Origin of the sequence: Streptomyces tropicalis (assembly GCF_029269835.1) — a bacterium.
Classification (GTDB): domain Bacteria; phylum Actinomycetota; class Actinomycetes; order Streptomycetales; family Streptomycetaceae; genus Streptomyces; species Streptomyces tropicalis.
In genome coordinates this window covers 45,556-67,875 of record NZ_JARJBB010000003.1, presented here as the reverse complement: position 1 = coordinate 67,875, position 22,320 = coordinate 45,556, and the positions used below count along the sequence as shown (strand labels likewise).

Annotated in this window: 16 protein-coding genes and 1 riboswitch; of the genes, 6 read left to right on the top strand and 10 right to left on the bottom strand. The window is 74.1% G+C overall.

All coding sequences use genetic code 11. The annotated features are described in order from the left end of the window. Positions 1-33 precede the first annotated feature (33 nt). The 3 genes from P3H78_RS06880 to P3H78_RS06870 are packed head-to-tail and all read right to left on the bottom strand — an operon-like array spanning position 34 to position 4,712. Positions 34-1,224 (bottom strand): alkaline phosphatase family protein, encoded by a 1,191-nt coding sequence (locus P3H78_RS06880; RefSeq protein WP_276107912.1) that lies wholly within the window; start codon positions 1,222-1,224, stop codon positions 34-36. Beyond that, entirely contained in the window at positions 1,224-1,820 is a 597-nt protein-coding gene (locus P3H78_RS06875) for a DUF5998 family protein (RefSeq protein ID WP_276108313.1), read from the bottom strand. The genes P3H78_RS06880 and P3H78_RS06875 overlap by 1 nt, the downstream gene beginning before the upstream one ends. Positions 1,821-1,871: 51 nt before the next feature. Beyond that, positions 1,872-4,712, bottom strand: coding sequence for a bifunctional acetate--CoA ligase family protein/GNAT family N-acetyltransferase (locus tag P3H78_RS06870; protein ID WP_276107911.1), 2,841 nt, complete (start codon positions 4,710-4,712; stop codon positions 1,872-1,874). A 177-nt stretch (positions 4,713-4,889) separates the two neighbouring features. On the opposite strand from P3H78_RS06870, the gene P3H78_RS06865 reads away from it, so the two are divergent. Beyond that, positions 4,890-5,171: an HPr family phosphocarrier protein gene (locus P3H78_RS06865; protein ID WP_276107910.1), complete on the top strand. Its 282-nt coding sequence runs from the start codon at positions 4,890-4,892 to the stop codon at positions 5,169-5,171. A 315-nt stretch (positions 5,172-5,486) separates the two neighbouring features. Here P3H78_RS06865 and P3H78_RS06860 read toward each other — a convergent pair whose 3' ends face one another. The 4 genes from P3H78_RS06860 to P3H78_RS06845 all read right to left on the bottom strand — a co-directional run bounded on the left by P3H78_RS06860 (position 5,487) and on the right by P3H78_RS06845 (position 10,291). Beyond that, the gene (locus P3H78_RS06860) at positions 5,487-6,182 is read right to left on the bottom strand and encodes a GntR family transcriptional regulator (protein WP_276107909.1); all 696 of its coding nucleotides are present in this window, start codon (positions 6,180-6,182) and stop codon (positions 5,487-5,489) included. Between the two features lie 189 nt (positions 6,183-6,371). Then, a complete protein-coding gene (locus P3H78_RS06855) occupies positions 6,372-7,130 on the bottom strand; it encodes a M23 family metallopeptidase (protein WP_276107908.1) in 759 nt (252 codons plus the stop codon). A gap of 13 nt (positions 7,131-7,143) precedes the next feature. Beyond that, positions 7,144-7,305, bottom strand: a riboswitch (cyclic di-AMP (ydaO/yuaA leader). Positions 7,306-7,529: 224 nt separating this feature from the next. Next, positions 7,530-8,918, bottom strand: coding sequence for a M16 family metallopeptidase (locus P3H78_RS06850; protein ID WP_276107907.1), 1,389 nt, complete (start codon positions 8,916-8,918; stop codon positions 7,530-7,532). Beyond that, on the bottom strand, positions 8,915-10,291 hold the full coding sequence (locus tag P3H78_RS06845; protein WP_276107906.1) for a M16 family metallopeptidase: 1,377 nt from the start codon (positions 10,289-10,291) through the stop codon (positions 8,915-8,917). The genes P3H78_RS06850 and P3H78_RS06845 overlap by 4 nt, the downstream gene beginning before the upstream one ends. A gap of 352 nt (positions 10,292-10,643) precedes the next feature. On the opposite strand from P3H78_RS06845, the gene P3H78_RS06840 reads away from it, so the two are divergent. After that, a complete protein-coding gene (locus tag P3H78_RS06840) occupies positions 10,644-13,097 on the top strand; it encodes a DNA gyrase/topoisomerase IV subunit A (RefSeq protein WP_276107905.1) in 2,454 nt (817 codons plus the stop codon). Between the two features lie 72 nt (positions 13,098-13,169). Here the strand turns inward: P3H78_RS06840 and P3H78_RS06835 are convergent, their stop codons facing one another. Both P3H78_RS06835 and P3H78_RS06830 read right to left on the bottom strand, forming a co-directional pair. Then, entirely contained in the window at positions 13,170-14,312 is a 1,143-nt protein-coding gene (locus P3H78_RS06835; protein ID WP_276108312.1) for a CobW family GTP-binding protein, read from the bottom strand. Positions 14,313-14,880: 568 nt separating this feature from the next. Further along, the gene (locus P3H78_RS06830) at positions 14,881-16,044 is read right to left on the bottom strand and encodes a citrate synthase/methylcitrate synthase (protein ID WP_276107904.1); all 1,164 of its coding nucleotides are present in this window, start codon (positions 16,042-16,044) and stop codon (positions 14,881-14,883) included. A 98-nt stretch (positions 16,045-16,142) separates the two neighbouring features. Between P3H78_RS06830 and P3H78_RS06825 the strand changes: the two genes are divergently transcribed. The 4 genes from P3H78_RS06825 to P3H78_RS06810 all read left to right on the top strand — a co-directional run bounded on the left by P3H78_RS06825 (position 16,143) and on the right by P3H78_RS06810 (position 21,197). Beyond that, entirely contained in the window at positions 16,143-17,402 is a 1,260-nt protein-coding gene (locus tag P3H78_RS06825) for a citrate synthase (protein WP_276107903.1), read from the top strand. A gap of 202 nt (positions 17,403-17,604) precedes the next feature. Then, positions 17,605-18,546 (top strand): ferredoxin family protein, encoded by a 942-nt coding sequence (locus P3H78_RS06820; protein ID WP_276107902.1) that lies wholly within the window; start codon positions 17,605-17,607, stop codon positions 18,544-18,546. Positions 18,547-18,732: 186 nt separating this feature from the next. Beyond that, the gene (locus P3H78_RS06815) at positions 18,733-20,520 is read left to right on the top strand and encodes a sensor histidine kinase (protein WP_276107901.1); all 1,788 of its coding nucleotides are present in this window, start codon (positions 18,733-18,735) and stop codon (positions 20,518-20,520) included. Next, positions 20,517-21,197 (top strand): response regulator, encoded by a 681-nt coding sequence (locus P3H78_RS06810; RefSeq protein WP_276107900.1) that lies wholly within the window; start codon positions 20,517-20,519, stop codon positions 21,195-21,197. The genes P3H78_RS06815 and P3H78_RS06810 overlap by 4 nt, the downstream gene beginning before the upstream one ends. 54 nt (positions 21,198-21,251) lie before the next feature. On the opposite strand, the gene P3H78_RS06805 is transcribed toward P3H78_RS06810, so the two are convergent. Then, positions 21,252-22,307 carry an ABC transporter substrate-binding protein gene (locus P3H78_RS06805; protein ID WP_276107899.1) on the bottom strand — a complete coding sequence of 352 codons (1,056 nt, stop codon included), beginning with the start codon at positions 22,305-22,307 and terminating at the stop codon, positions 21,252-21,254. Positions 22,308-22,320: the final 13 nt, after the last annotated feature.

The following is a 22,320-nucleotide window of genomic DNA, read 5'->3' as shown; positions in this document are numbered from 1 at the left end:
GGAGCGGCGGACGGGACGGCGGTGGGGCGCGGGTCAGGAGCGTACTTCGAGCAGGGGCACGAGCTGCTCGGCGGGGGTCATCGAACCGTGGTTGCCGACCATCAGGGACTCCTTGGGCTCCCGCTCGGAGGCGATGAGCAGGACGTCGTCGCGGGCGGCCGCGACGACGTCGCCGATCCGCGCGTACACCCGGTCGTCGACGTGCGGCCCGAACCAGCCGGCCTCGATCGCCTCGTCGCGCGAGGCGACCCAGAACTGCTCCCCCAGCACCTCGCGCCAGCAGGTGGCCACGTCGTTCGCGGCGCCCGGCACCGCGTACACGTGCCGGGCCCGCCCCTCGCCGCCGAGCAGGGCGACACCCGCGCTCAGCTCCCAGTCCTCGTCGAAGTCGATGCGGTGCTGCTCGTCGAAGGGGATGTCCACCATGCCGTGGTCGGCGGTGACGTGGAGGACGCTGTGCGGGGGCAGTTGCTCCGCGAGGCGCTGGGCGAGGCGGTCGACGTGCATGAGCTGGCCGCGCCAGGTGTCGGAGTCGACGCCGTAGCGGTGGCCGGCGCCGTCCAGCTCGGAGTAGTAGGTGTAGACGAGGGCCCGGTCGCCGGCGGCGAGCTGCTCGGCCGCCAGGTCCATCCGGTCCTCGCCGGTCAGCCGCCCGTGGAAGGTACCGCCGCTCAGGGCGACCTTGGTCAGCGGGGTGTTCTGGAAGGTCGGCGAGGACACCTGGGCGGCGTGCACACCGGCCGCGTGGGCCCGCTCGAAGATCGTGGGGTAGGGCTGCCAGGGCTGCGGCGGGGTCCAGGGCTGCCAGCGCAGCTGGTTCATCAGCGCGCCGGTCTCGGGGTTGCGCACGGTGTAGCCGGGCAGGCCGTGGGCGCCGGGCGGCAGACCGGTGCCGACGGAGGCGAGGGAGGTCGCGGTGGTGGCCGGGTACCCGGCGGTGATCGGGCGGCCGGTGCCGCCGCGGGAGCTGTCCAGCAGCGACGTCAGGAAGGGGGCTTCCCCCGGGTGCGCGCGGAGCTGCTCCCAGCCGAGGCCGTCGATCAGGAAGACGCAGGCGCGGTCGGCGGGGGTGAGCTCGCCGATCGTCGCGGTGGTGTCGGGGACTCCCATGCCGGCGGCCAGCGTGGGCAGCAGGTCGGCGAGGGAGCCGGACCCGTACTGCGGGACGGGCGCGGAGGCGACGGCGAGGGGCTCGGGGTGGTCCCAGGCGGTGGACTGGACCATCAGCGGGTCGGGTCCGCGGTGGCCTCGGAGATGGACTGGGCGAAGGCGAGGGCCTGGCGCACGGTCTCCGGGCCGTCCCCGGCCTCGCTGACCCGCAGGCTGAGGTCGTCCGCCGTCGAGCTCCCGGTGTAGCCGTGGTCGGCCTCGCAGTTGGGGTCGCCGCAGGCCGCGGGCTCCAGGTCGATGCGGGAGACGGCGCCCCAGCCGATGGTCAGCACGATCTCCCGCGGCAGGGTGCCCGGCGTGTACTGCTCCGGGTTCGCCACGACACGGCTGACCACGACAGACGAGATTCGGCCGAGCTTCACCGACTCGGTCGAGGTGGTGGCGTACGGCGTCGGGGAGGTGCTGTCGGCGGCCTGCTCGTCGGTGTGGCTGACGATGAAGCGGTTGCCGGTGAGGACGAGCACCGTCACGTGGCGCCGCACCTCGTTCTGGTCGAAGGTGGTCTCCTGGTGGACCAGGAACGACCGGACGGGCTCGCCGCCCACGGCGGCCTCCACCGCCTCGGCCACGAGAGCCGGGTAGTAGCCGCTGCGTTCGATCGCCGCCCGCAGCCCCTGGGTCGTCGTACTGGTCTTGGCCATGCGGTCCATCCTACGGGGGCGCACCGACTGCGAGGCACCGTGCGGGCACGGGGGGGCCGGTCAGTAGGCCGGAAGCGTCCGCGGGCCGAGGTCGCCGCGGGCGGGCGGCGGCGCGAGGCGCATGCTGGCGCCGAGGACGCTCAGTCCGTGCGGGGCGACGACGACCGGCTCCAGGGTGACCGCGACCACTTCGGGATGGTCGTCGACCAGCCGGGACACGCGCAGGAGCAGCTCCTCCAGGGCGGGGGTGTCGACGGGGGCCGAGCCGCGCCAGCCGAACAGCAGCGGCGCGGTGCGGATGGACCGGATCATCGAGGTGGCGTCCCGGTCCGTGACGGGGACGAGCCGGTGCGCCGTGTCGTCGAGGAGCTGCGAGGCGGCTCCGGCGAGCCCGAAGGACAGCACCGCGCCGGCCGCGGGGTCGATGACCGCGCGGACGACGGTGTCGACGCCGCGCGGCGCCATCGGCTGCACCACCGGCCGCAGCTCCTCGGGCCGGCCGAAGAGCTCGGTCAACTCGGCGTAGACCCTGCGCAGTTGCTCCTCGCCGGCCAGGTCGAGGCGGACCCCGCCGAGGTCGGCGCGGTGCCGCAGGTGGGGGGCGGTGGCCTTGAGGGCGACGGGGTAGCCGAGGGCGCGGGCGGCCTCGGCGGCGGCCTCCGCGTCGGGTGCGGGCAGCGCGCGGTGCACGTGGACGCCGTACATCCCGAGCAGCTCGCAGGTCTCCTCGGCGCCGAGGGTGAGCCCCTGGCCGCGGGCGAGGAGGCGGCCGATGAGCCGGGCGGCGCCCTTCTCGTCGATGTCGTCGTGCTCGGGGACCTTGCCGGGCTCGGCGGCCTCCCGCCGCCACTGGGCGTGGCGGACGGCCTCGGCGAGGGCCCGGACGGCGCGCTCGGCGGCGGGGTAGGCGGGGATGAGGCGGGAGGGGGCACCGGTGTCCTCGCCGGCCGCGGGAGCCGGGGAGGACGGGGCGGCCGGGCCGGTGCCGGCGTCCGGCGCGGCGGCCGGTGCCCGGCGGCCGCCCGGTGCGGCCTGCGGTCCGGTGCTCGCCGCGGCGGACAGGGCCTGGGCGAGACCGCCGAGCTCCACGTGCACGACCAGCACGGGCTTGCCCGGCACCGCCTCCGCGGCGGAGCGCAGCGCCTCGGCCAGGGCGGCGTCCTCGACGGCGCCCTCCCCGACCGCCGGGATGGCGGTCACCACCACGGCGTCGCACGTCTCGTCGGCCAGCACCCGGGCCAGCGCACGGCCGAAGTCCTCCGCCGAGGCCGCCGTGGTCAGGTCGACCGGGCGCTGCGGGCGCAGCCCCTCGGCCAGGCAGCGGTCGTAGGTGAGGACGCCGAGGGACTCGGAGTTGCCGAGGATGGCCACGCGCGGGCCGGCGGGCAGCGGCTGCCGGGCGAGCAGCAGGCCGGTGTCGACCAGCTCGGTGATGGTGTCGACGCGGATCACCCCGGCCTGCCGCAGCAGCGCGGACACCGTGGCGTGCGGCAGGCGGGTCGCGCGGACGGTGTGGCCCTGCGGCGCGGAGCCGACGCCCTGCACCACGACCAGCGGCTTGGCGGCCGCGGTGCGCCGGGCCAGGCGGGTGAACTTGCGCGGGTTGCCTATGGACTCCAGGTACAGCAGGACGACGTCGGTGTCGGGGTCGTCGTACCAGTACTGCAGGACGTCGTTGCCGGAGACGTCGGCGCGGTTGCCGGAGGAGACGAAGGTGGACACGCCGGTGACGCCGGTGACGCCGCCGCCGCGCCGCTCCAGCCGGGACAGCAGGGCGGTGCCGATGGCACCGGACTGCGCGAACAGGCCGATGCGGCCGGGTCGGGGCATCTCGGGGGCCAGGGAGGCGTTCAGCCGTACGCCGGGCGAGGTGTTGATGACGCCGAAGGCGTTCGGCCCGATGATCCGCATGCCGTACGCGCGCGCGTGCCGCACGAGGGCCCGCTGGCGCTCGCGGCCGTCGGGGCCGCTCTCCGCGTACCCGGCGGAGATCACCACGAGCCCCTGCACACCGTGCTCGCCGCACTCGGTGACGACCTGGGGCACCCGCTCGGCGGGCACGGCGACGACGGCGAGGTCGACCGGGGCGTCGATCTCCCGCACCGAGCGGTGCGCGGGCACACCGTCGATCTCCTTCTGCTCGTCCCCGAAGGCGCTGTTCACGGCGTGGAGCCGGCCGGTGAAGCCGGCGTCGCGGAGATTTCCGAGGATGCTGCGGCCCACGCCGCCGGGGGTACGGCCCACGCCGACGACGGCGACCGACCCGGGGGCGAGGAGCCTGCGCACCGAACGCGCCTCGGCGCGCTGCTCCCGCGCGCGCTGCACGGCGAGCGAGCGGTCGGTCGGCTCGATGTCGAACTCCAGGCGGACGACGCCGTCCTCGAAGCTGCGCTTCTGGGTGTACCCGGCGTCCGTGAAGACCTTGATCATCTTGCTGTTGGCGGGCAGCACCTCGGCGGTGAACCGGCGGATGCCGCGCTCGCGGGCGACGGCGGCGATGTGCTCCAGGAGGGCCGAGGCGACACCGCGCCCCTGGTGGGCGTCCTGGACGAGGAAGGCGACCTCGGCCTCGTCGGAGGGGCCGGTGGCGGGCAGTCCGCCCGCGCCGATGCGGTCGTAGCGTACGGTGGCGATGAACTCGCCGCCCACGGTGGCCGCGAGTCCCACCCGGTCCACGAAGTCGTGGTGGGTGAAGCGGTGGACGTCCTTCGCGGACAGGCGCGGGTACGGCGCGAAGAAGCGGTAGTACTTCGACTCGTCCGAGACCTGCTCGTAGAAGCTGACCAGGCGGTCGGCGTCGTCGACGGTGATGGGGCGGATCCGTGCGGTGCCGCCGTCGCGCAGCACCACGTCGGCCTCCCAGTGGGCGGGGTACGCGTGCCGGTCCGGCGAGGTCTGCATGGGCCCCAGAGTACGGCTCGCGTCCGACAGCGGCGCGAGGCAGTCTGTGGAGGGCGCCGCCGGGCCGGGGCCGCGGCCGGTGGGCCTTCCGCGCACGGAGCACCGCCGCTCCCGGGGACGCTCCGCGGTATGGAAAACTGGTCTAGACAACCCGGAACACCTGAAGGGCAGCATCACATGGCTGAGCGCCGCGTCAACGTCGGCTGGGCCGAGGGTCTCCACGCCCGCCCCGCCTCCATCTTCGTCCGGGCCGCCACGGCCGCAGGCGTCCCCGTGACGATCGCCAAGCCGGGCGGCAACCCGGTGAACGCGGCCTCCATGCTGGCCGTGCTCGGCCTGGGCGCGCAGGGCGGCGAGGAGATCGTCCTGGCCTCCGACGCCGAGGGGGCCGACGCCGCTCTCGACCGGCTGGCCAAGCTGGTCTCCGAGGGGCTCGACGAGCTTCCCGAGACGGTCTGATCCGTCCGGTCCACGCGGTGCGGCCGCGTCGCCCTCCCCGGGCGGCGCGGCCGTGCCGCCTCCGCGGCGCGCGCCCCATGGTCCGTCTCCGCGACGCGCGCCCGGCGGTTCGCCTGCGCGGCCGCGCCCCGCGGCAGCGGCGACACCCTCGCGGTCTTCACGACCTTTGCCGGCGGGCCGGAAGAATTCCCCGGGGCCCTTTTCCGGGAATTCACGCACGCCTTCTCACGCCGTTCGGGAATTCCCGCCGGCCGGTCAGGAGACGGCCGAAGGGAACTGCGACCGCATGCCTCCTCTTTGTATACGGCGTGCGTGTTAATTCCGCAGACCCGACATGTTGACGGCTCGTTGCGAAGGGCTCACACCGTCCGCCCGGTCCGCCGCGCCGGGGATCCGCAGCCGGTGCGCGGCCGCCGCCCGCTCCGCGTGCAGCGCGGTGACGGCCCGCGCCCGCTCGCCGTCGCCGCGCGCGACGGCGTCCACGATGGCGCCGTGCTGCGCCCAGGACTCCACCGGGTCGACCGGCGCCTGCACCGTGTACATCCAGGCGGTCTTGTGCCGCAGCTGGGTCAGCATCGACGTCAGGGCGGGGCTGGCGCAGGCCTGGGCGAGCGTCTCGTGGAACCAGCCGCCCAGCGACCGCAGGTCCTCGCGGCTGCCCCCGCGGGCCCGCTCCTGCCCCAGCCCGACCAGCCCGCGCAGCACCTTCAGGTGGGCCTCCGTGCGCCGCTCGGCCGCCCGGGAGGCTCCGAGCGGCTCCAGCAGGCCGCGCATCCGGAGGAGGTCCGCCGCCTCCTGCTCGGTCGGCTCGGCGACGCACGCGCCCGCGTGCCGCCGGATCACCACGAACCCCTCCGCCTGCAGGGTGCGCAGGGCCTCCCGCACGGGGACGCGGGAGACGCCGTAGCGGCGGGCGAGGACCTCCTCGGTGAGCCGGCTGCCGCGTTCGTGCACACCGGCGACGATGTCGTCCCGGATGGCCGAGCACACCGAGTGCGCCGGAATACGCATGACCGACCTCCGCCTTCATCCCCGTGAAACGCCGACGATGGACGCCGTTCCGTGACTCTATGACAATGAGCCGGAATTTCCGACGGGGGGCCGGAATCCATGGAGTCTTTTTGGACAGCGGTCCGGGAGGAGCGCGAAAGCCCCGGCTCGGCGAGCCGGGGCTTTCGAGTGCGCGGAACGCGGGCCGGGTCAGGCGTCGACGCCGTGCTTGCGGAGGTAGGCGACCGGGTCGACGTCGGAGCCGTAGTCGGGGCCCGTGCGCGCCTCGAAGTGGAGGTGCGGTCCGGTGGTGTTGCCGGTCGAGCCGGAGAGGCCGATCTGCTGGCCCGGCACGACCTTCTGGCCCACCGAGACGCCGATGGACGACAGGTGGCCGTACTGGGTGTACATGCCGTCGGCCATCCTGATCACGATCTGGTTGCCGTAGGCCCCGCCCCAGCCGGTCTGGACGACGGTGCCCGTGCCGACCGCGTGGACGGTGGTGCCGCTGGCCGCGTGGAAGTCGATGCCGGTGTGGGAGCCGGAGGACCACAGCGAGCCGCCGGTCTTGTAGCCGGTGGACACGTAGGAGTCGGATATCGGCGCGACGAAGGCGTTCAGGCGCTTGCGCTCGGCCTCGCGGGCGGCGCGCTCCTTGGCCTCGCGAGCCTTCTTCGCCTGCGCGGCGGCCCTCTTGCGGGCAGCCTCCTCGGCCTGCTTCTGCGCGGCGGCCTTGTGCTGGGCGACGGCCTGCTCGTCGATCTTCGCGGCGACCGAGTCGCCCACGGTGACGACCGGGGTGAGGCCGGTGTCCTCGGGGCGGGGGGTCTCGGCGGCGAGCGCCGGGGCGGCGGCGAGGGTGCTGAGGACGCCGGTGGTGGTCAGGGCCGCGATGCCGGCGGCGCGGGCGGTGGTGCGGTGCATCCGGCCGGGGCGACGGTGTTTCCCGGCGGCGCGCGTGAACGCCATGAAGACGCTGGTTCCTTTCCTTCCCTCTCGCCTACCGGGTTAGCTGACGGGTTCGGAGCAGGAAGGTCTCCTACGGACCCCCTCGCGGCACGCTCGGGCGTCCGATTCACCCCAGGGACGGTGGGTCCCCGGCTCCCCTGGCTCGCGCCGTACGGGGACTCGGCGATGACTGTCCGGTGCCGCGGGCGCGGCGCTCTGCCTGACGGACAGCCGGACCGACGCTAAACGCGGCTGCTTTCAAATCCCAAACGAAAGGCGGTTTTTGTAGCGCAGGACACAGGGCAGAAAGGCAGCCTCTCCCTCAATCCGGACATCAGGGAGCCCTGGTGACACACCGGTCACCAGGGCTCCCCCGAGCGGGACGGCGCGAGGCCGCCGCGGGCGCGTGCCGCGGACGCTCTACTCGGCCGTCACCACGGTGACTTGGCCGATGCCGAGAGCCTCGACGGGCGCCTTGATCTGCGCCGCGTCACCGACGAGGACCGTCACGAGGCGGTCCACCGGGAAGGCGTTGACGACCGCCGCGGTGGCCTCGACCGTGCCGGTCCCGGCGAGCTGCCGGTACAGGCCCGCCTGGTAGTCGTCGGGCAGGTGCTGCTCGACCTGGTCGGCCAGGGTCCCGGCCACGGCGGCGGCGGTCTCGTACTTCAGCGGCGCGACCCCGACGAGGTTCTGCACGGCGACGTCCCGCTCCGCGTCGGTGAGCCCGCCGCCGGCGAGCGTGCGCAGCACCGTGAACAGGTCCTCCAGGGCCGGTCCGGTGTTCGGGGTGTCGACCGAGCCGCTGATCGCGAGCATCGCCGCGCCCGAGCCGTCCGGTGCGGAGCGCAGCACCTGCCCGAAGGACCGCACGCCGTAGGTGTAGCCCTTCTCCTCGCGCAGCACCCGGTCCAGACGGGACGTCAGGGTGCCGCCGAGGCAGTAGGTGCCGAGGACCTGGGCGGCCCACACGCGGTCGTGCCGATCCGGTCCGATGCGGCCGATGAGCAGCTGCGTCTGGACGGCGCCGGGACGGTCGACGATCACGACGCGGCCGGTGTCGTCGGCGGTGACCGGCGGCACGGCGTGCGGCTCGGCCGGGGAACCCTTCCAGGCGCCCAGGGTCTCGCCGAGCAGCGCGTCGAGGTCGATCCCGGTGAGGTCGCCGACGACCACGGCGGTGGACGTCGCCGGGCGCACGTGCCGGTCGTAGAAGGCGCGGACGGCGCCCGCGTCGATGCCCTCGACCGTCTCCTCGGTGCCCTGGCGCGGGCGCGACATGCGCGACGAGGCCGGGAACAGCTGCCGGGAGAGCTCCTTGGCGGCCCGGCGCGAGGGGTTGGCCATCTCGTGCGGGATCTCGTCGAGCCGGTTGCGCACCAGCCGCTCGACCTCGCTCTCGGCGAAGGCGGGGGCCCGCAGGGCGTCGGCCAGCAGGCCGAGCCCCTTCGCCAGGCGCGAGGCGGGGACCTCCAGGCTCAGCCGGACACCGGGGTGGTCGGCGTGCGCGTCGAGGGTGGCGCCGGCGCGCTCCAGCTCGGCGGCGAAGTCCTCCGCGGAGTGCTGGTCGGTGCCCTCGGAGAAGGCCCGCGCCATGATCGTGGCGACGCCGTCCAGGCCGGCCGGCTCGGCGTCCAGGGGCGCGTCCAGCAGCACCTCGACGGCGACGACCTGCTGGCCGGGGCGGTGGCAGCGCAGCACCGTCAGCCCGTTGTCCAGCGTGCCGCGCTCGGGTGCCGGGAACGCCCACGGCCGGGCCTCGCCCGCCTGGGGGCGGGGGTGGAACTCCATCGTGGCGAGCTCGGTCACTTCGCCGCCTCCTCGGTGTCGTCGGTGGCCGCGGCGTCCGCGTCCTGGGCGTCGGCGTCCTGGGCGCCGCCCGCGACCGGCTCGTAGACGAGCACCGCGCGGTTGTCCGGCCGCAGCCGGGCCTCGGCGATCGCCCGGACCTCCTCCGGCGTCACCTCCAGGACCCGCTGCACGGCGGTCAGCGCGAGCTGCGGGTCGCCGAACAGGACGGCGTACCGGCACAGTTCGTCGGCGCGGCCGGCGACCGTGCCGAGCCGGTCGAGCCACTCGCGCTCCAGCTGGGCCTGGGCCCGCTCCATCTCCTCGGCCGTCGGGCCCTCCTCGGCGAACCGGGCGAGCTCCTCGTCGATGGCCGCCTCGACGACGGGCACCTCGACGTCGCCGGAGGTCTTGACGTCCAGCCAGCCCAGCGACGGCGCGCCGGCCAGCCGCAGCAGGCCGAAGCCGGCGGCGACGGCGGTACGGTCGCGCCGCACCAGCCGGTTGTAGAGGCGGGAGGACTCGCCGCCGCCGAGGACGGTCAGGGCCAGGTCGGCCGCGTCGCACGCGCACGTGCCGTCCTGCGGGAGGCGGTAGGCGGCCATCAGGGCGCGTGCCGGGACCTCCTCCTCGACGACCTCGCGCAGCTGCCCGCCGATGACGTCGGGCAGCGCGCCGTCGCGGGGCGCGGGCTTGCCGTCGTGGGAGGCGATCGACCCGAAGTACTTCTCGATCCAGGCGAGCGTCTGCACCGGGTCGATGTCGCCGACGACCGACAGGACGGCGTTGTTCGGCGCGTAGTACGTCCGGAAGAACGCGCGGGCGTCCTCCAGGGTGGCCGCGTCCAGGTCGGCCATCGAGCCGATGGGCGTGTGGTGGTACGGGTGGCCCTCCGGGTAGGCCAGGGCGGTCAGCCGCTCGAAGGCGGTGCCGTAGGGGACGTTGTCGTAGCGCTGGCGGCGCTCGTTCTTCACGACGTCCCGCTGGTTCTCCATGGACTCGTCGTCGAGGGCGGCGAGCAGGGAGCCCATGCGGTCGGCCTCCAGCCAGAGCGCGAGCTCCAGCTGGTGGGCGGGCATGGTCTCGAAGTAGTTGGTCCGCTCGAAGCTGGTGGTGCCGTTCAGCGAGCCGCCCGCGCCCTGGACGAGCTCGAAGTGGCCGTTGCCCTGGACCTGGGCGGACCCCTGGAACATCAGGTGCTCGAAAAGGTGAGCCAGGCCGGTACGCCCCTTGACCTCGTGGCGCGAACCGACGTCGTACCAGAGGCACACCGCCGCGACCGGGGTCAGGTGGTCCTCGGAGAGCACCACGCGCAGGCCGTTGGACAGGCGGTGCTCGGTCGCTGTCAGGCCGCCGGAGCCTGCCTCGGCTGTGGCCGTGTGACCCATGGGCATGTACGTCCCTTCGATCGCGATGGCGGTCGTCGAAACCGCCGTTTTCCTGCCGTCCTGCCACTGTATGCAAGCGCACGGACCCCTGGCGAAGTTCCCGGAGGCAGTACGCCGAGAGCGAGAACCCGATCCGTGCCCGCGCGCAGTTTGCCCGGGCGCTGCGGGCGGCGGCGGGCGACGAGGCGGCGGGCGGCGGCGCGACGAGGCGGCGGGGCGCCCGCGGAGCGCCTTTCCGGGGCGTCCGGGACCGCCCGCGGGACCGTTGGTGCCGGGTCCTGGTCCACCGTGTCGGTCCGGAGGTCCACAATGGTCCGCGTCAGATCCCGTCCCACGCTTCAGCAAGGAGCCGGCAGCGATGGCCCGCCGCAGCACGAAGACCCCGCCGCCCGACGACTCGTACGAGGAGAAGATCCTCGACATCGACGTGGTCGACGAGATGCAGGGCTCCTTCCTCGAGTACGCGTACTCGGTCATCTACTCGCGCGCCCTGCCGGACGCACGCGACGGCCTCAAGCCGGTCCACCGCCGCATCGTCTACCAGATGAACGAGATGGGCCTGCGCCCCGACCGCGGCTACGTGAAGTGCGCCCGCGTCGTCGGCGAGGTCATGGGCAAGCTCCACCCGCACGGCGACGCCTCGATCTACGACGCCCTGGTGCGCATGGCGCAGCCCTTCTCCATGCGGGTGCCCCTCGTCGACGGCCACGGCAACTTCGGCTCGCTGGGCAACGACGACCCGCCCGCAGCCATGCGGTACACCGAGTGCCGCATGACCGAGGCGACGTCCCTCATGACGGAGTCGATCGACGAGGACACGGTCGACTTCACGCCCAACTACGACGGCCAGGAGCAGGAGCCGGCCGCCCTGCCCGCCGCCTTCCCGAACCTCCTGGTGAACGGCGCGTCCGGCATCGCCGTCGGCATGGCCACCAACATGCCGCCGCACAACCTCGGCGAGGTCGTCGCGGCCGCCCGCCACCTGATCCGCCACCCGAACGCGGACCTGGACGCCCTGATGAAGCACGTCCCGGGCCCCGACCTGCCGACCGGCGGCCGGATCGTGGGACTGTCCGGCATCCGGGACGCCTACGCCACCGGCCGCGGCACCTTCAAGATCCGTGCGACGGTCTCGGTGGAGACGGTCACGGCCCGCCGCAAGGGCCTCGTCGTCACCGAGCTGCCCTTCACCGTCGGCCCGGAGAAGGTGATCGCCAAGATCAAGGACCTGGTCGGCTCCAAGAGGATCCAGGGCATCGCCGACGTCAAGGACCTCACCGACCGCGAGCACGGACTGCGCCTCGTCATCGAGATCAAGAACGGCTTCGTGCCGGAGGCGGTCCTGGAGCAGCTGTACAAGCTGACGCCGATGGAGGAGTCCTTCGGCATCAACAACGTCGCCCTGGTGGACGGACAGCCCCTCACGCTCGGCCTGAAGGAGCTCCTGGAGGTCTACCTCGACCACCGCTTCGACGTCGTGCGGCGGCGCAGCGAGTTCCGCCGCAGCAAGCGGCGCGATCGGCTGCACCTGGTCGAGGGCCTGCTCACGGCGCTGGTGGACATCGACGAGGTGATCCGCCTGATCCGCTCGAGCGAGAACTCCGCGCAGGCCAAGCAGCGCCTGATCGAGCGCTTCTCGCTGAGCGACGTCCAGACCCAGTACATCCTCGACACGCCCCTGCGTCGCCTCACCAAGTACGACCGCATCGAGCTGGAGGCGGAGAAGGAGCGGCTCACCGCGGAGATCGCGGAGCTGACCCGGATCCTGGAGTCGGACGCGGAGCTGCGCAAGCTGGTGTCCGCGGAACTGGCCTCGGTGGCCAAGAAGTTCGGCACCGCGCGGCGGACGCTGCTGCTGGAGGGCGGCGCCGCGCCGGCCGCCGTCGTGCCGCTGCAGGTCGCGGACGACCCGTGCCGGGTCCTGCTGTCCTCGACGGGACTGCTGGCCCGCACGGCCGGCGTCGACCCGCTGCCCCAGGACGGCGGCAAGCGCCACAAGCACGACGTGATCGTGTCCGCCGTGCCCGCGACCGCCCGGGGCGAGGTCGGCGTGGTGACGTCCACGGGCCGACTGCTCCGGCTGAACGTGGTGGACCTGCCCCAGCTGACCGGGACGGAGACGGTGCCGACCCTCTCCGGCGGTGCGCCGCTCGCCGAGTTCGTGTCCCTGGAGGACGACGAGTCGGTGGTCTGCCTCACCACGCTGGACGAGTCCTCGCCCGGTCTTGCGCTGGGCACCGCACAGGGCGTGGTGAAGCGCGTGGTGCCCGACTACCCCTCCAACAAGGACGAGTTGGAGGTCATCACCCTCAAGGAGGGCGACCGGATCGTCGGCGCGGTCGAGCTGCGCACCGGCGAGGAGGACCTGGTCTTCATCACGGACGACGCGCAGCTCCTGCGCTACCAGGCGTCCCAGGTCCGCCCGCAGGGCCGTCCGGCCGCCGGCATGGCGGGCGTGAAGCTGACCGAGGGCGCCAAGGTCATCTCGTTCACGGCCGTCGACCCGGCCGCCGACGCGATCGTCTTCACGGTCGCCGGGTCGCGCGGGACGCTGGACGACTCCGTCCAGACCACGGCCAAGGTCACGCCGTTCGACCAGTTCCCGCGCAAGGGCCGCGCCACGGGCGGCGTGCGCTGCCAGCGTTTCCTGAAGGGCGAGGACTGCCTGTCGTTCGCGTGGGCGGGTCCCGTCCCGGTGAAGGCCGCGCAGAAGAACGGCACTCCGGCCGAGCTCCCGGAGATCGACCCGCGCCGCGACGGCTCGGGCGTGTCGCTCGCGCGCACGGTCGCGGTGGTGGCCGGACCGGTGTAGGCGGGCCGGAGACCGGAGCTGCGCGCGGAGCGGACCGCGCGCGGCCGGGCCCCGGGTCCGTTCGGGTCGCGGTCAGGTCCAGGAGTCGTCGCCGTACGGGTCCGCTTCCGCGCTGGGCCCGGGATCCGGACGGGGTTCGTCCTCGTCCGGGTCCTGTACGTAGCGCAGGATGCCCCACATGCCGTGCTCGTCGGCGTGCGGGGCATCGTCCTTGCACGCCTCGAGTTCCCTGCCGAGGTCCGCGGTGTCGATGCCGGACCCGATGAGCACCAGCCGGCTGAGGCGCGGGGCGCCGGCGGGCCAGGGCTCCGGGTAGAAGCGCAGGAACCGCCCGACGGCGTGGACGGCGTAGCGGTTGCGGGGATCGTGGGGGCCGAGGTCCACGTACCCCTTGATCCGGTAGAGCCCGTCGGGCCGGCTGTCGAGGAACTCCAGGAGCCGGCGCGGGTTCAGGGGCACGTCGGCGGTGACGGACAGGCTGTCGTAGCCGGTGTGCAGATGTCCGGCGTGACCGTGCCCCGTGCCGGAGCCGGGGCCCTGACCGGATTCCCCGGGGTACTCGTCCGGCTCGTCGTGCAGGTCGTCGAAGGACAGCTGGCCCCTGCGCTCCGCGGCCGGCCGGCAGTCGAAGAGGAACTCGGGATCGACCCGGCCGTAGGTGGCCGGGACGACGGCGGCTCCGTCGACGAGGGTCCGTACGAGAGCGAGCACCGCCTCGGCGTCCTCCGCCCGGTCGGCCTTGTTGACGACGACGAGGTCGGCGATGGCGAGATGGCGGTCGACCTCGGGGTGCCGGGCACGGGTGGCGTGGAACTCGGCGGCGTCGACGACCACCACCAGTCCGCCGTAGACGACTCCCGGGTTCTCGCTGGCCAGCACCATGCGCACGAGTTCCTGCGGCTCCGCGAGCCCGCTGGCCTCGATGACGACGACGTCGATCCCGGCGGACGGCCGGGTCAGCCGGTCGAGGTAGACGTCGAGTTCGCTCGCGTCCACGGCGCAGCACAGGCAGCCGTTGCCGAGGGAGACCGTGGAGTCCCCGAGCGCCCCGGCGACCGCCATGGCGTCGATCTCGATGGCACCGAAGTCGTTGACGACGGCGCCGATGCGGCTGCCCCCGCTGCGGTGGAGCAGGTGGTTGAGCAGGGTGGTCTTGCCGGAGCCGAGGAATCCGGCGAGCACGACGACGGGGGTCTGGGGCGGGGCCGCATGCAGGGGGTCCGGAGCGCCGGGAGCGGGCAGCGGACTCGGACTCGCGTCCCGGATCGCCTCCGGGACAGGGTGCGGCTGGCTCACCGTGCGACCTCTCTCACGCCGGCGCGCACGCCTCCCCGCGGGCCGGGTGCCGCTCGGTCCTTCGACTACCGGCCCAGGATACGAACCCGGGGGCCGCGAGGAGACCGGCGGGCACCACGACGGCTCCGGCGCCGGAGCGGGTGCCCGAGGACCGGGCAGTCGCGGCGCCCGAGAGCGGAGCGGGTGCGGCGCCCGAGGCAGGACGGGTGCGGCGCCCGAGAACGGGACCACCGGTCCGGGACGGGACCACCGGCCGAGGACCGGACCACCGACTCGGGGAGGGACCGCTGGCGGGGGCGGGACCACTGGCGGGGGCGGCGCGCGGTAGGGCGCGCGCGGTGGGGCCGGGCCAGGGAGCCGGGTCTGGGGTCCGGGCCTGGGCGGCCGGCGCCGTGGCGCCCGTTGCCACAGGCTCGTCGCCACGGCTCGGGCCGGGGCCGGGCGCGCCACGGCCCGGGAGCCGTACCCCGGGCCGCGGCGCGGGAGTTCAGGCCGCCGGCACGGCCGCGACCGGCTCCGGGCCCACGTACCGTGCCACCGGACGGATGATCTTCGAGTCCTCGGCCTGTTCGAGGATGTTCGCGCTCCAGCCGACCACCCGGCCCGCGGCGAAGGTCGGCGTGAACATCTCCCGCGGCAGTCCGCAGAGTTCCATGACCACGCCGGCGTAGAACTCAACGTTCGTGTGGAGTTCGCGGCCCGGCTTCAGTTCGGCCAGGATCGCCTCCACCCGGCGCTCCACCTCGACGGCGAAGTCGACGCGCGGCCCGCCGAAGCGCTGGGCGATCTCCCGGAGCATGCGGGAACGGGGGTCCTCGGTGCGGTAGACCGCATGGCCGAAGCCCATGATGCGCTCACCCGCGAGCACGCGCTCCCGTATCCACGGGTCGATGCGGTCGGGCGTTCCGATGGCGTCGAGGGTGTCCAGCGCGCGGCTGGGCGCTCCACCGTGCAGCGGTCCGGAGAGCGCGCCGACGGCGCCCACCAGACAAGCGGCCACGTCCGCTCCCGTGGACGCGATCACCCGCGCCGTGAAGGTTGATGCATTGAATCCGTGATCAATGGTGGAGATCAGGTAGTGCTCGACCGCACGGGCCCGGTCGGCGTCCGGCTCCGAACCCGTCACCATGTGCAGGTAGTTGGCCGCGTACGAGAGGTCCTCTCGGGGCTCGACGGGCGCCATCCCCCGGCCGAGCCGATGCAGGGCGGCGAGCAGGGTCGGCACGGCGGCGCAGGCCACGAGGGTGTCCTGCCGCCGGCCGTCGGCGTCGATGTCGTACACGGGCCGGAAGCCCCGTGCCGCACCCAGCAGCGACAGCGCCGTGCGCATCGCGGACAGGGGGCCGGAGCGGGCGGAGGCCGCGGCGAGGGCGGGCAGCGCCGCCCGGACCTCCTCGGGCAGCGCGCGCAGTTCCGCGGTCCGCGCCGTGAACGCGGCGGACTGCGCGGCGTCCGGCAGCTCGCCGTGGACCATCAGGTGCCAGACGTCCTCGAAGCGGCGGGTCTGCGCCAGCTCGACGGCCGGGTAGTGCCGGTAGTGGTAGAAGCCCTCGCCCCCGCGGACGTCACCGATTCGGGTGTCGGCGACCACGACTCCGGCGAGCCCCCGCGGTACGTCGACAAGAGTGGCTGCGGCCCTGTTGATGGACATGTCTTCCTCCCTGGACTTGATCCGACTGTCCATGGTTGACTGAATGCTTGTCAATATTGATTGACTCAATATAAAAGTGGACGGATACGGTGAACCCCATGCGCGATCAAGCACCCGCCTCCGGCAGCCCCTCGGAGCGGCGGCTCAGCACCCGGGAGACCGCCGAGCTGCTCGGGGTGAAGCCCGAGACCGTCTACGCGTACGTCAGCCGCGGCCAGCTCAGCAGCCGACGGGTGCCCGGCGGGCGCGGCAGCACCTTCGACGCACACGAGGTCGAGGCGCTCGCACGCCGCAACAGGCGGGAAAGCGGCGGCGGCTCGGCCTCCCCCGGCGAGCTGTCCGTGAGGACCGGCATCACGCTCATCGAGGAGAACCAGTACTACTACCGCGGTGTCGACGCGACCGCGCTGGCCGCCCGGCACCCCTACGAGGAGGTCGCCGAGTGGCTGTGGACCGGGACCCTGCACCCCGGCGCCTCCCTCGCCGCCCCCTCGTCCTCGGTGGCCGTGGCCCGGCGGGCCGTCGACGCCCTGCCCGAGCACGCCGGACCGGCCGACCGGCTCCGGGTCGCGGCGATCGCCGCCGCGGCCGCGGACCCGCTCCGCTTCGACTTGTCCGAGGAAGCCGTCCTCGGCACCGCGCGCATTCTCATCCCCACGCTCGTCGCGGCGCTCCCGCCGGCTGCGCGCGGCCTGCGTGACGAGGGCCCGCTGGCGCGACGCCTGTGGACGCGGCTCAGCGGCCGCCGCGCCGACGAGTCGACGCTGCGGGTGCTGGACACCGCACTGGGCCTGCTCGCCGACCACGACCTCGCCGCCTCGACACTCGCCGTACGCGTCGCCGCCTCCGCCCGCGCACACGCCTACGCCGCGGTCTCCGCAGGCCTCGGCGTGATCGAGGGGCCTCTGCACGGAGCGGCCAGCGGGCTGGCCCACCGCCTCCTGCTGGAGGTGCTCGACCGCGGATCCGCCGGCCCGGTCGTCGCCGACGAACTCCGGGAGGGCCGCCGCATTCCCGGCCTCGGGCACCGCCTGTACTCCGGCGAGGATCCACGCGCGCGGGTGCTGTTCGCGCTCCTGGAGGACGTTCCGCACGCCGCCCCGGCCCTCGCCGCCGCCCGCGACGTCGCGGCCACCGCCGCCCGGCACAGCCCGCTGCACGCCAACGTCGACCTGGCGCTCGCCGTGTTCACGGCGTCCAGCGCGATGCCGGCCAGCGCGGGCGAGACGATCTTCGCCGTGGCACGCACGGCCGGCTGGATCGCCCACGCCCTGGAGGAGTACGGGGAACGCCCGTTGCGCATGCGCCCGAGCGGACAGTACGTCGGACCCCGGCCACCGCAGCCCCTGCCCGGCTGACCGGACGGGTCACCGCCCGATCCCGCCCGATCCCCTCCCCCCGGCCGACCGCCGAGGCCGCTCGCGCCCAGGCTCCTCCGGCGTCCGTCACCACCGCCGCCCACCACGTCTGAGGCGCGGAACGGCCGCTGACGCGCCACGCCGTGAGGACACTGCGGCGGCCGAAAGCGCCTCCCCCTCAACTCAGGTTAGGCTCACCTCTGTGAGTACGTGCGCGACCGTCTCCCGGGACCACGACGAGCCGCTGTCCGCCACCGCGGCGACGGCGGCCACCTGGCTGCTGCTGGAGCAGCCGGGCCCGTGGGGCGCCAAGGCGCTCACGTCCAGCCACCTGGATCCGGCCCTGGGCCATGCCCTGGAGCGGGCCGCCCGGGGTACGGGCGTCCGGGTCGCGCTGATCCGCCCGCCGGGCCGCCACGCCGACTGCCGCACGCCGTCCGTACGGCGCGTGTACGCGGCCCACACCCTTCCGGGGAAGGGCTGGCTGCGCCACGCCGCCACCACCGCTCCGGAACGGCTGCTCGACCTCGACTTCGCCGCACTCGGCCGGGGCGACCACCGCTCCTTCGACGCGGCGCTGGAGGGCCGGGCCCACACGGGCGCCCCGCTGGCCCTGGTGTGCACCAACGCCAAGCGCGACCGGTGCTGCGCCCTCCTCGGCCGCCCGCTCGCGACCGAGCTGGCCGGTTCCGGCGTCGAGGGCGTCTGGGAGGTCACCCATCTCGGAGGGCACCGCTTCTCGCCGACGGTGCTGGTGCTGCCGTACGGCTACGTCTACGGCCGGGCCGCGGCCCGGGACGTCGAGGAGGCACTGCACGCCGTCCGGGAGGGCCGGATCGTGGTCGAGGGCTGCCGGGGGCGCACCGCCTGGGACCGGCCCGGACAGGCTGCCGAGCTGGCTGTGCGCAGGGCGAGCGGCGAGGACGCCGCGGACGCGCTGTCCGTCGTCCGCGTGGACGGCGCCGCCCCGCGCTGGGCGGTGACCGTGGCCCACGCCGACGGGCGCCGGTGGCACGTGACCGTGGCCCGGGGAGCCTCCCTGCCGCCGCGGCCGGAGAGCTGCGGGGCGGCGGTGCTGGGAACGCCCGCGCGCATGGACGTCGTTTCGGTGCGCGCGCTGACGGCCACTCGGCTCGCCGGCTGACACCGGGGCCGCCACGACGGGCGCCGGCGCCGGCCGGTTCCGCTCGGACGACCGGACCGCAGCGCCGCGCCCGGCCGCGCCGGCGCGGCCGGGCGGCAGCACTCGGCCTCCCGCAGGCCGGCCGGACCACGTAATCCGCGCCACATCCCCTGGGCGGGGCGGATGCCCCGACGTACGGTCTGGGGCATGACTGCCGCTCCCCCCGCACGCCGGAGAAGATTCGGCCTGCCGCGGCGGGTGTTCTCGCAGGTGCTGATGATGCAGCTGGCGATCGCGGCGGGCACCGCGGTCCTCGCCACCGGGCTGTTCCTCGCCCCGCTGAGCCACCAGCTGGACGACCAGGCGATGCGGCGCGCGCTGTCCATCGCGCAGACCACCGCCCAGGACCCGCAGATCGCCCGGGACATGGAGAACACCGCCCCGACGGTCGGCGGTCCCGTGCAGCGCGAGGCCGAGCGGATCCGTCACGCCACCGGCGCGGAGTACGTCGTGGTCGTGGACTGGCGGCACGTGCGCTGGTCGCACCCGGACCCGCGGCAGGTCGGCCGGACCGTCTCGACCGACCCGAGCGCGGCCCTGGCCGGTCAGGACGTCATGCAGATCGACAAGGGCACCCTGGCCCGCTCGGCCCGCGGCAAGGTGCCGCTCCGGGACGCCCGTGGAAGGATCGTCGGGGCCGTCTCGGTGGGCATCGCGTACGACAGCGTCCGCAGCCGGCTGGTCGACGCCATCCCCGGGCTGCTCGCCTACGCGGGCGGGGCCCTGGCGGTCGGCGCGCTGGCCGCCTGGCTGGTCTCGCGCCGGGTCCAGCGGCAGACCAGGGACCTGGCGTTCTCCGACATCGCGGCCCTGCTCGCGGAGCGCGAGGCGGTGCTGCACGGCATCCGGGAGGGGGTGGTGGCCCTGGACCGCGCCGGACGCATCCGGCTGCTCAACGACGAGGCGCGACGGCTCCTGCGCATCGGCGACGAGGTGGTCGGCAGGTCACCGGACGAGGCTCTCGGCACCGGGCGCACCACCGACGTGCTGGCCGGCCGGGTGACGGGCACCGACCTGCTCACGGTGCGCGGGCAGCGCGTACTCGTCGCCAACCGGATGCCCACCGGCGACGGCGGGGCGGTCGCCACCCTGCGCGACCGGACCGAACTGGAGCAGCTCGGCCGGGAGCTGGACTCCACCCGCGGTCTGATCGACGCCCTGCGTGCCCAGGACCACGAGCACGCCAACCGCATGCACACCCTGCTCGGGCTGCTGGAGCTGGAAATGTACGACGACGCCGTCGAGTTCGTCGGCGAGGTGGTCGGCGACCACCGGGCGACGGCCGAGCAGGTCACCGAGAGGATCCACGACCCGCTGCTTGCCGCCCTGCTGGTCGGCAAGGCGACGGTCGCGGCCGAGCGCGGCGTGGCGCTGTGGGTGTCGGACCGCACCTGGCTGCCGGACCGGCTGGTCGACCCGCGCGGCCTGGTCACCGTCGTCGGCAACCTGGTCGACAACGCCCTCGACGCCGTCGCCGCCACGCCGCACGCGCGCGTGGAGGTCGAACTGCGCGCCGAGCAGCGCACCGCGGTGCTCCGCGTGCGCGACACCGGGCCCGGAATCCCCGCGGACCGGCGGGACGTGATCTTCACGGAGGGCTGGTCGACCAAGCGCCCTCCGGCGCACGGCCGGCGCGGGATCGGTCTCGCCCTGGTGAGCCGGTTCGCCGAACGGCAGGGCGGCAGCGTGGCGGTGGACGAGGCGGACGGCGGTGGCGCGCAGTTCACGGTCGTCCTGCCGGAGGCACTCTCCGACCCGGACCCGGGGACGGCACCCGGACCGGGGGCCGGGGCGACCGCCGGGGCTTCTGCCGGGACGCGCCGGCCCGGGGCGGAGGCGCCCGGCACCGGCCGGGCCGACGGGCATGCCGGATCATGGCCCGGGCCGGAACCCGGCACCCGCGCGGGCATCGCCGTGGAGGAGGACACACCGTGATCGAGGTCCTGGTGGTGGACGACGACCCCCGGGTCGCCCGGGTCAATGCCGCCTACGTCGGGAAGGTGCCCGGCTTCCACGTCGCGGGCGTGGCGCACTGCGCGGCCGGGGCGCTGCGGCAGTTGGCGGCGCGGCCCGATCTCGACCTGGTCCTGCTGGACCAGTGCCTGCCCGACGCGACGGGCCTGTCGGTCGTCCGCGACATGCGCCGCCGCGGCCACCGGGCCGACGTGATCATGGTGACGGCGTCCCGGGACGTGGCCACCGTACGGGCGTCCCTGCGGCACGGGGTCCTGCACTATCTGGTGAAGCCGTTCGCGTTCGCGGGGCTGCGGGCCCGGCTGGAGGCGTACGCGCGGCTGCGGAGCGCCCTGGACGACGGCGGGGAGGCCGGGCAGGACCGGGTGGACCGGATCTTCGGAGCCCTGTCCGCCCCCGCCGCGCCGGTGCTCCCGCGCGAGCACGCGGCCACGACCGCCGAACGCGTCCACCGTGCGCTGCGGGAGGCGGAGGGGACGCTGTCGGCCCGGGAGGTCGCCGACCGGACCGGGATTAGCCGGCAGACCGCCCAGCGCTGCCTGAAGCTCCTGGAGCGGACCGGCCGGGCCCGGCTGACGCTCAGATACGGCGACGCGGGCCGCCCGGAGCACCGTTATGCATGGGCGGCCCGCGCCTGAGGGCACGGCCCGTGGGAGCGGGGGAAGAAACCGCGCCCCTCAGGGACGCGGATGTCAGCCGGCCGACTTCTCGGCGAACTCGGTCGTGTAGGTCTTGGCGAGGTCGACCTTGGCGTTCTTGATGCTCGGGTTGAACGCCTTGAGGACCTTCTCCACGGTCTCGGGACCGCCGGCGGGCATCACACCGTCCTTGGTGAACATCGGCAGCGTGCTCTTGATCGCCTCCGCGTACAGCGTCCTGTCGCCCTGGGAGTAGTCGGCGGGCATCTTGGCGGCGATCTCCGAGGCGCTGTGCGTGGACATCCACGTGAGTGTCTTGACGAATGCATTGACCAGCTTCTGGACGGTGTCCTTGTGGCTGTTGACCCAGTCCGTCTGCATGTACAGGCTGGACGACGGGTACGGCCCGCCGAGCGCCTGCTGCGAGCCCTCCGGGGTCCGCATGTCGAGGAGAATCCGGCCCGCCTTCTTCTGCAGGATCGTCGCCACGGTCGGGTCGGTCGTCATGCCGCCGTCGATGGAACCCTTCTGGAGGGCGGAGATGAAGGTCGGCCCGGCACCGACGGCGACCGGGGTGAAGTCGCTGACGTTCACACCGTTCTTGACCGCGAGGTACTTGGTGAGGAAGTCGGTCGAGGAGCCGAGGCCGGTGACGCCGAGCTTCTTGCCCTTGAAGTCCTTCGGCGACGTGATCGTGCCGGCCGTCTTCTGCGAGACGACCTCCACCTCGCCGGGCGCGTGCGAGAACTGCACCACGGACTCGACGGACTTCCCCTTCACCTGGAGGTCGAGGGTGTGGTCGTAGAAGCCGACGGCCCCCTGGACCTGGCCGGAGACGAGCGCGGTCTCCGCCTGGACACCGGCGGGTTCGCTCAGCAGCTGGACGTCGAGCCCCTCCGCGCCGAAGAAGCCGAGCCGCTGGGTCAGCATCGCGGGCAGGTAGATGACCTTGTCCAGCCCGCCGACCATGATCTTGACGTGCTCGCCCTTGCCGCCGGAGCCGTTGCCGGAGTCGGAGGCCGAGCCGGCCGCGTCGTTGGCGCAGGCGGTGAGCGAGGAGAGGGCGAGGAGGCAGGCGGCGGCGGACGCCGCCATTCTGGTCTTGCGCATGGGAGTTCACGTC